Genomic DNA, 9,238 nt, shown 5'->3' with positions numbered 1-9,238 from the left:
GCACCACCTGTCACTCTGTCCCCCGAAGGGGAACGCTCTATCTCTAGAGTTGTCAGAGGATGTCAAGACCTGGTAAGGTTCTTCGCGTTGCTTCGAATTAAACCACATGCTCCACCGCTTGTGCGGGCCCCCGTCAATTCCTTTGAGTTTCAGTCTTGCGACCGTACTCCCCAGGCGGAGTGCTTAATGCGTTAGCTGCAGCACTAAAGGGCGGAAACCCTCTAACACTTAGCACTCATCGTTTACGGCGTGGACTACCAGGGTATCTAATCCTGTTTGCTCCCCACGCTTTCGCGCCTCAGCGTCAGTTACAGACCAAAAAGCCGCCTTCGCCACTGGTGTTCCTCCACATCTCTACGCATTTCACCGCTACACGTGGAATTCCGCTTTTCTCTTCTGCACTCAAGTTCCCCAGTTTCCAATGACCCTCCACGGTTGAGCCGTGGGCTTTCACATCAGACTTAAGAAACCGCCTGCGCGCGCTTTACGCCCAATAATTCCGGATAACGCTTGCCACCTACGTATTACCGCGGCTGCTGGCACGTAGTTAGCCGTGGCTTTCTGGTTAGGTACCGTCAAGGTACGAGCAGTTACTCTCGTACTTGTTCTTCCCTAACAACAGAGTTTTACGACCCGAAAGCCTTCATCACTCACGCGGCGTTGCTCCGTCAGACTTTCGTCCATTGCGGAAGATTCCCTACTGCTGCCTCCCGTAGGAGTCTGGGCCGTGTCTCAGTCCCAGTGTGGCCGATCACCCTCTCAGGTCGGCTATGCATCGTTGCCTTGGTGAGCCGTTACCTCACCAACTAGCTAATGCACCGCGGGCCCATCTGTAAGTGATAGCCGAAACCATCTTTCAATCATCTCCCATGAAGGAGAAGATCCTATCCGGTATTAGCTTCGGTTTCCCGAAGTTATCCCAGTCTTACAGGCAGGTTGCCCACGTGTTACTCACCCGTCCGCCGCTAACGTCATAGAAGCAAGCTTCTAATCAGTTCGCTCGACTTGCATGTATTAGGCACGCCGCCAGCGTTCATCCTGAGCCAGGATCAAACTCTCCGAAGAAATGTTTGACTTGCTCATTTAAAAAATAAAATTTAACGTTGACGTTTGTCGCTTTGTTCAGTTTTCAAAGTTCAACCGCCGCTCTTAAGCGACTTTTTTATATTAACAAGTTGCCTTTCATTTGTCAACAACTTTTTAATATTTTATTTCTGATGAATTGCGATTGTTTTCCAATCACTCATCAGCGACATTTAATAATTTAACATCTGTACTATATAAAGTCAACACTTTTTGAAAAGTTTTTTTTCGTTTTATCAAAAAATCTTATTTACTTCCCTGCTTTCACCGAACCTTAGCAATATCTTTGAAAGGATCTGATACTTCTCTTGAATGTTTCGTTCAAGAACTACATGATTCAAACTTTGTTGAAAAGCAACGTTTGATCTCTTCATTTCTTCTTTAAGTAGTGCTTCTAACTCTAAACACTCCACCTGATTAAATAAACAAATTTTCATTGATTCACCTGCTTTTTGCGACATTGATTCTCAAACATCAAAATAAAATCAGTTGTTCTTTTCCTTACCTGTTATTAATTGTAGACAAAACGCATACAAATTAGACAAGTACTACTTATTAAATGAGGTGACAAAATGAATATGTTTTATACTATTCGAGCCAAAAGAATCAAACAAACAATGCTTATCGTAGTTGCTGCGTTTTTTACAAGCTTTTTTCTCTATGCTCAGCAGACGTTTCACTTTCCCGTGTTTTCAACAGATAACGGTCCAAGAGCTGTTTATAAGGCGGATGATAAAAATCCGGAAGTTGCTCTTACATTTAACATCAGCTGGGGAGATGAAAGAGCTATTCCCATTCTGAATGAACTAAAAAGACAGCATATTGAACATGCTACTTTCTTTTTATCTGCTTCATGGGCTGAACGTCACCCAGATATTGTAGAGCGCATTAAGAAAGAAGGTCACGAAATTGGCACAATGGGCTATGACTATACTTCCTATACAAGCCTAAAACCTAATGAGATTAGACAGGATCTTGCAAAATCTAAGAAAGTCTTTGATTCTCTAGGCCTTAAAGATGTTCACCTTCTTCGTCCTCCTAACGGGCAATTTAATAAAGACATCTTAAAGTTAACAGCAGATATAGGATATACTACTGTTCACTGGAGCATTGATTCTAAAGACTGGACAAATCCAGGGGTTGAAAAAATTGTCTCGAATGTTACAAAGCCTTTAGACGGGGGAGATATTATATTGCTGCACGCGTCTGACTCCGCTCAACAAACAGCAAAGGCTATTCCATATATCAAGAATTCATTACAAAATAAAAAAGTCTCAAACGTAAGTGTTTCAACATTAATTTCAAATTCAAAAACCCAAGTAAAAGATATCCGCTAAGATCTATTTCCACTGTATATGGAAAGCAAAAGCAGACAAATAAGCTATTTGTCTGCTTTTGCTATTCTTGCGTGCGTAAGAAGTTTCGGCAAAATAAGAAGTTGATACATATTACAAATTAGAAGTGGAAACAACATTAGGTAAAGCCAGCTTTCTTCGTTCGTTCGCAGCGCTGGAAACCATTCAATTGTCGTTACAACAATCATAAAAAACAGCGCTGGTACAAAAGCCTCTTTATTCGTCTGTTTTTTCTTTGCATACGCCACTAACAACCCCACCGCTGACAAGAAAACGCTTAACAAAATATACTTGCCTATGCCTTCTCCCGGTTGTTGAAAGAACTTATATCGAAAATAAGCAACGTCAAATAATACAAATAAAACAAATACAATTTGAACCGATTTCCAGAGTGATGCAGATTTAAAAATTCCCAACCCAAATCGGTGAATAGTTAAATATGCAAAAAACCCCATTTGGCTAATTAAACTAAAAATAAACCCTACGCCTACGAGCCATGTTAAAACAGCAACAATTTCTCCTATCTTTCCTTGTTGAAATAAGTGACCGTATTCCCCCCAGCGCCCCGCAAACCCAACAACAGCTGTACTTATCCCCCCGACAGCTAACGTGGTTAGAAATAGACGAACCCAATTTCGACTATTCACTTCCATCTCCCCCATAAGTTACAAAATTGTACCTTTTCATAAATTGTACCAATCACGTTTTGAAAAATCTAGAGCTCTTTTATGAATAAAAAACCTTGATTATCTCATATTAAGCGTAAGCATATTAGGAAAGGAGCTCATTACTATGAAAAAGCGAATCATGCTCCTCATTTATATAGGAATGTGTATGCTTTTAGCTACAGCCTGTGCACCGCAAGATGAAGAGAACAATGGTATGGATTATGATCAAACAAAGAAAATGGTTGTTGATATTTTAAAAACAGATGAAGGAAAAAAAGCAGTCGAAGCAATTATGAAAGACCCTTCTGTTAGACAAGATATTTTAATGGATCAAAACGCGATAAAAGATACAATTTCTCAAACCCTAGTATCAGATAAAGGCGTGGAATTTTGGAAAAAAGCCATGGATGATCCGAAGTTTGCTGAAAGCTTTGCTAAAAGTTTGGAAAAAGAAAATAAGACAGTCATCAAACAACTAATGAAAGATCCTGAATATCAAGGAATGCTTCAAGATGTTTTAAAGGATCCGGCTATGGAAAAAGAAGTACTGACTGTTTTAAAGAGTAAAGAATATCGCACTTATTTACAAAAGATTATGACCGAAACGTTTGATAGCCCTCTTTATCAATCTAAAATTCAAGACATTCTTTTGAAAGCCGCTGAAGAAACACAAGGTGGACAAAAACAAAGCAGCGACGATGGTGGTTCTTCTTCCTCTGGATCTGATTCAGGCGGAGAACAGCAACAGCAGTGATTAAATACGCATCTCATATGAGGTGCGTATTTAATTATGTCATTTATTTTTATTAAGAAACCTAAATGACTTCTTTATATTTTTTAATACTTAGTATTTTTATTGGAATTGTAAACTTTAATTCTTAGCTTTATGGTAAAATATTAGAAATTAACACAATCGTTTTATAGCAAAAGGAGGGAATTCGATGGAATTTCGCGTTATTAAAACGTTTCAAACCATTGTTCGTTTAGGAAGCTTTCAATTAGCCGCTGAATATTTAAAGTACTCTCAGCCTACCATTACACTGCACATTCAAAAGTTAGAATCCGAACTGGGATTTAAGCTTTTAGAACGAGGAAAAATCATTAAACTTACTGAAGCAGGTAAAATCTTTTACGAGCGGGCAAATATTTTACTAAAGGAATATGAATATCTAAATAACACCTTAAAGGATTATTCAACAGGCGAAGCTGGCACTATCCGTATAGGTGCTGCAGAGCCTACAGCAAGCAGTCGACTGTCTTCCATTCTCTCATTATTTAAAAAAAGATATCCCAACACAGAAATTAGCTTACTCGTTGCAGACGAAAAGCACCTTCATCAACATATACGCAATCAAGAAATTGATTTCGCGATTGGCACTGTCTCAGAATCGTTCAGAGATATAGAATTTGAGGTATTACTAACGGAAAAACTTGTGCTGCTACTACCATTCAATCATGCTCTAACAAAAAGAAAAACAATCTTTGCAAAAGATTTAATACACGAAACGCTGATTACAGCTGGGCAATCTTCCGTTCAAAAGAAAATTGAGCAGCTAATTTTTGAACGAACAGGCCAACTGCCTGCTAAAGTCCAGTTAGGCACTATTAGCACACTTCAGCATTTTGTAAAAGAAAACTTAGGAATAGCCGTTGTTCCACAAATAAGCGCAACCCTTCCACCAGATCAAGTGGTGGTTAGAACGATTCATGACTTGCATGACGGGCCTGCAATCGGCATTTTAAAGCACCAGTCTCACACCGTAAGTACAGCTGGAAAAACATTTTTAGCTCTCTTAAAACAAAACCTTGCATTTGATTTAAAAAAGGCGCAGATTGAACTCTCTGTATAATAGCAAAAAGCACGCGCTCGAACAGCGCGTGCTTTTTGCTATTTTCCTGTTGCTGCTTTTTCATTTTCGCAAATAAACACAATCTTGCTTGCAATCTCTCCATATATTTGACCTAAACGATGCGATTCTTCGTAAATGGAAGGTGCAAAATCTTCTTCATTCCAATCTGGCTGACTTAACGGAAGCTGTCCTAAAAGCTCTGTCTGAAGTTCCTCAGCAAGTTTTGGACCTCCGCCTTTACCAAATACATACTCTTTTTCCCCTGTTAGCTGGCTTTCAAAGTAGGCCATATTTTCTACAACTCCAATTACCTCATGATCAGTTTTCAAAGCCATAGCACCCGCTCTAGCTGCAACAAATGCCGCTGTAGGATGTGGTGTCGTAATAATCACTTCTTTACAAGCAGGAAGCATGGAGTGAACGTCTAATGCGACATCACCTGTTCCGGGAGGTAAGTCTAGTAAAAGATAATCTAATTCTCCCCATTCAACTTCTGTAAAAAAGCTCGTCAACATTTTTCCAAGCATAGGTCCTCGCCAGATAACGGGTGAATTATCTTCTACAAAGAAGCCCATGGAAATAACTTTTACTCCGAAACGGTCAACCGGAATAATCTTTTCACCTTCTACTACAGGACGCTGTGTAATTCCCATCATATCTGGGACGCTGAATCCATAAATGTCAGCATCAATTAAACCAACTTTCTTTCCTAAACGAGCTAGCGAAACAGCCAAGTTAACAGAGACTGTTGATTTACCAACGCCTCCTTTACCGCTGGCAATAGCAATAAATTCAGGTGCATTCGGACTAGTTAGTAAGTTGCCAGTATTCGGTTGCTCAGCGCGGTACTGCTGAAGTTCTTCAGGCGTAAACTCAACAAATCGCAGTCCAACCGACTGTACACCTGCTTTTTTTAATCCTTCTACAATCGTGCCTTGAAGGCTCAGCTGTTCACTAGTACCTGTTTTTGCAACAGCAATCTTCAGGCTTATATGCTGTTTTTCAGCTTTGATTGTTATTTCTTTAATCGCATCTGTTTCTGATAGTTTTTTATTTAAAAATGGATCTGTAATTTCCCCTACTACTTCTTTTACTTGCTTTTCCGTTAGCATACTCCCACCACCATGTTAAAATCTATTTATTTATACTATCAAGTATATCATACATATTAGATTTTTCTGAATAGAAGGATGCTATGCTTTTTATTTGGGCTTTTCTCCAGTAAAATACCGGCTGACTCCTTCATAAATGGATTCAGCTAACTTTTTTTGATAGCGTTTCGATTGAAGCATTTTACGTTCTGTAGGATTTGATAAGAATCCTACTTCAACCAAAGCACCTGGTAGCTTAGAATGCTTAAGAAGGTAAAGAGTTTGAATAGCTTTTGCTTCACGGGTCGTATTATCCAGATTATTTCTTAGCTCTTGTTGAATGAGTTTGGCCACTTGCTCGTTTTCTTTTAGGGACCCGTAATAGAAAGTTTGAGCCCCTCTCCAAGCAGAGGATGGAATAGCATTCAAGTGAATACTTAAGTACAAATCAGCATTGGATTTATTAATCATCGTTACGCGATTTTTTAAGTCTTCTACTTTTCTGCGACTGTATCCTCTTGTGTCTTTGGCCGCTAGGTCTTCGTCTTTTTCTCTTGTCATAATAACAAGTGCCCCTTGCTCTTGCAGATAGTCCCGAAGCATTAACGAAATTTTAAGGGTTATTTCTTTTTCAAGCACTTCATCCTCTCCTACGGCTCCTCCATCAACACCGCCATGTCCAGGATCTAGTACAATAACTTTCCCGCTAAGAGGAAGTGAAAGCGAACCGGATGATGTTCTATGATCTATCTGATATTGTACAATGACAAAAAGAACGAGAAGCGCTATAATTGTGCTCATTATTTTTACTTTAGACATTTTATCCCTTCCCTTCTTGCCTCACCTATTTATTTCTATATGGGACAAGAACGGGAATTATGAGTACTTTTTAATGCAAACGTAACCGACGTCTTTTTTCTGCGGTTCGATAACCTTCTTTCCACCAGTCTTGCACATATCCTTGACATAAATAATACAGACCATCTTGATAAAGATCTGTTACAGACATGCTGATGGCTCCGTACAATGTATCAATTAAAAGAGACTCTTCTTGCTTACTGTGCTTCTGAAAATCTTCGTAGCCTTTGCCACGTTTACTCACCCGGGCACCTAATAAAAATGATTCGATGGCAATATCAAGACAGTACTCCTCCACATGTTCGTCTCCTAGCATATTCCACTGAAACATTGGATGAAAATAACGGCGCAGCCTCTCTTGAAGCAAATCAAACGACAGTTCCCTTAGGACTTTGCGTTCATATTTCATTTCTTTTTCATAACGTTTTTCTTTTAAATATGTAACCTCGTTCACGATAACGCCTCCCTTTTTTACATATTGTCTGCACAAGCCTTCGTCTCATACGCAAACAACAAATAAAAAAAGCCTTGGTCCAAAGACCAAGGCTTGAAACGTAATATAAAATTAACGTTTTGAGAATTGTGGTGCACGACGAGCGCCTTTAAGACCGTATTTTTTACGTTCTTTCGCACGAGCGTCACGAGTTAATAGACCAGCACGTTTTAATGTTCCACGGTATTCAGGGTCTGCTTCTAATAAAGCACGAGAGATTCCGTGACGAATAGCGCCAGCTTGACCTGCATAACCTCCACCATTAACGTTTACAAATACGTCATAGTTACCTACAGTTTCAGTTAAAGCAAGTGGTTGTTTTACTACTTCACGTAGTGCAGCAAATGGAATGTATTCTTCGATTTCACGACCGTTGATTGTTACGCGACCGTTACCTGGTACTAAACGTACACGAGCAACAGAGCTTTTACGACGACCAGTTCCGTAATATTGTACCTGTGCCAAGATAATAACCTCCTCTTATTAATTATCCGCGAAGTTCGTAAACTTCTGGTTTTTGTGCTTCATGTGGATGTGTTTCACCAGCATACACATGTAATTTTTTGAACATTTGACGGCCTAGGCTACCTTTTGGAAGCATGCCTTTGATTCCTAATTCAAGCATTTTCTCAGAGTAGTTAGTACGCATTTCTAATGCTGTACGTTGTTTCAAACCACCTGGGTGCATGCTGTGACGGTAATAAATTTTATCAGTTAATTTCTTACCTGTTAGTTCGATTTTTGACGCATTGATAAGGATCACGTGATCACCAGTATCAACATGTGGTGTAAAAGTTGGTTTATGTTTACCGCGTAAGATTGATGCTACTTCACTTGCTAAACGACCTAAAGTTTTACCTTCAGCATCGACAACATACCATTTACGCTCTACTTCGTTTGCTTTCGCCATGAAAGTTGTACGCATGAGTTTCCCTCCTAATTTTCATCATCAATTATAAAATTATTTCAACCTTCTATTTCAACACGATTAATTTCCGGGGCTAACCGTGGGGTTAAAATACATACCATATGATATATTATATCTTTAAGCTACTAATGTCAAGAAAATGTTACACCAGGTTTAGTTGTCATAGAAAACGCGCCATAAATATAGTCCTTGCGAAGGCGCAGTTTTCCCTGCACGAGGACGTGATTTGCTTTCTAGAATATCTTTTATAGCATCTGGTTCAATACGGCCTTGTCCTACTTCTAAAAGCGTTCCAACAAGAATACGAACCATATTATACAGAAAGCCACTTCCAACGAATCTAAACACAAGTTGACTATTCTCTTCATACATATCAATCTTGTAAATCGTACGAATCTTATCTTCCACTTCTGTTCTCGCTGAACAAAAGCTTGTAAAGTCGTGTGTACCGAGTAAATATGTGATGGCTTTTTTCATTTTTGAGTAGTCTAATGGATAAGGGTAATGGTATGCATAAGAACGAGTGAAAGGATTTCGATCTTCGCCGCGCAAAATATGATAGCGATACTCTTTTGAAGTAACGTCATACCGGGCGTGAAAATGTGCATCAACTTCACATACATTCTTCATTACAATATCATCTGGTAGCATTGAATTCAATGCTTTTTTCCACTTATCACATGGAATATTTAGGTTTGTATCAAAATGAATGACTTGCCCCTGTGCATGAACATTTGTGTCCGTTCGTCCAGAGGCGTAAATCGGCACTTTTTTGTTATGCATTTTCTCTAAAACGGCTTCAATCTCCAGTTGAACAGTTCGCTTATTGGGCTGAACTTGATAACCTGAAAAGTGTGTGCCGTCGTATGCAACTATACATTTTAAACGTTTCATCTTTTCACCAAACAATCT

10 protein-coding genes and 1 rRNA gene (1 of these 11 only partly in view) are annotated in these 9,238 nt (G+C 39.3%); 3 read left to right on the top strand and 8 right to left on the bottom strand.

The features are described 5' to 3' along the window. A 16S ribosomal RNA gene (locus tag Q5794_RS00890) occupies positions 1–1,065 on the bottom strand (it extends 487 nt beyond the left edge of the window). A gap of 590 nt (positions 1,066–1,655) precedes the next feature. On the opposite strand from Q5794_RS00890, the gene pdaB reads away from it, so the two are divergent. Next, entirely contained in the window at positions 1,656–2,420 is a 765-nt protein-coding gene (gene pdaB, locus Q5794_RS00885) for a polysaccharide deacetylase family sporulation protein PdaB (protein ID WP_057240824.1), read from the top strand. 44 nt (positions 2,421–2,464) lie between these two features. Here the strand turns inward: pdaB and Q5794_RS00880 are convergent, their stop codons facing one another. After that, positions 2,465–3,085, bottom strand: a complete 621-nt coding sequence (locus Q5794_RS00880) for a KinB-signaling pathway activation protein (protein WP_214988705.1) — start codon at positions 3,083–3,085, stop codon at positions 2,465–2,467. Positions 3,086–3,230: 145 nt separating this feature from the next. Between Q5794_RS00880 and gerD the strand changes: the two genes are divergently transcribed. Beyond that, a complete protein-coding gene (gene gerD, locus Q5794_RS00875; protein WP_214988706.1) occupies positions 3,231–3,860 on the top strand; it encodes a spore germination lipoprotein GerD in 630 nt (209 codons plus the stop codon). Positions 3,861–4,047: 187 nt separating this feature from the next. Further along, positions 4,048–4,956, top strand: coding sequence for a LysR family transcriptional regulator (locus Q5794_RS00870; protein ID WP_374988585.1), 909 nt, complete (start codon positions 4,048–4,050; stop codon positions 4,954–4,956). A gap of 38 nt (positions 4,957–4,994) precedes the next feature. On the opposite strand, the gene Q5794_RS00865 is transcribed toward Q5794_RS00870, so the two are convergent. The 6 genes from Q5794_RS00865 to truA form a co-directional block, all read right to left on the bottom strand. Further along, positions 4,995–6,068: a P-loop NTPase gene (locus tag Q5794_RS00865; protein ID WP_214988709.1), complete on the bottom strand. Its 1,074-nt coding sequence runs from the start codon at positions 6,066–6,068 to the stop codon at positions 4,995–4,997. A 90-nt stretch (positions 6,069–6,158) separates the two neighbouring features. After that, a complete protein-coding gene (gene cwlD / locus Q5794_RS00860; protein WP_214988711.1) occupies positions 6,159–6,866 on the bottom strand; it encodes an N-acetylmuramoyl-L-alanine amidase CwlD in 708 nt (235 codons plus the stop codon). Between the two features lie 70 nt (positions 6,867–6,936). After that, positions 6,937–7,359: a DUF2521 family protein gene (locus tag Q5794_RS00855; RefSeq protein WP_063670413.1), complete on the bottom strand. Its 423-nt coding sequence runs from the start codon at positions 7,357–7,359 to the stop codon at positions 6,937–6,939. Between the two features lie 111 nt (positions 7,360–7,470). Beyond that, positions 7,471–7,863, bottom strand: a complete 393-nt coding sequence (rpsI, locus tag Q5794_RS00850) for a 30S ribosomal protein S9 (protein ID WP_013054959.1) — start codon at positions 7,861–7,863, stop codon at positions 7,471–7,473. Positions 7,864–7,885: 22 nt separating this feature from the next. Next, a complete protein-coding gene (gene rplM / locus Q5794_RS00845) occupies positions 7,886–8,323 on the bottom strand; it encodes a 50S ribosomal protein L13 (RefSeq protein ID WP_013054958.1) in 438 nt (145 codons plus the stop codon). A 156-nt stretch (positions 8,324–8,479) separates the two neighbouring features. Further along, positions 8,480–9,220 (bottom strand): tRNA pseudouridine(38-40) synthase TruA, encoded by a 741-nt coding sequence (gene truA / locus Q5794_RS00840; protein WP_013054957.1) that lies wholly within the window; start codon positions 9,218–9,220, stop codon positions 8,480–8,482. Positions 9,221–9,238 lie beyond the last annotated feature (18 nt).

It is taken from the genome of Priestia megaterium, from assembly GCF_041941685.1.
Classification (GTDB): Bacteria; Bacillota; Bacilli; order Bacillales; family Bacillaceae_H; genus Priestia; species Priestia megaterium_C.
This window is presented reverse-complemented; position numbering and strand designations above follow the sequence as displayed.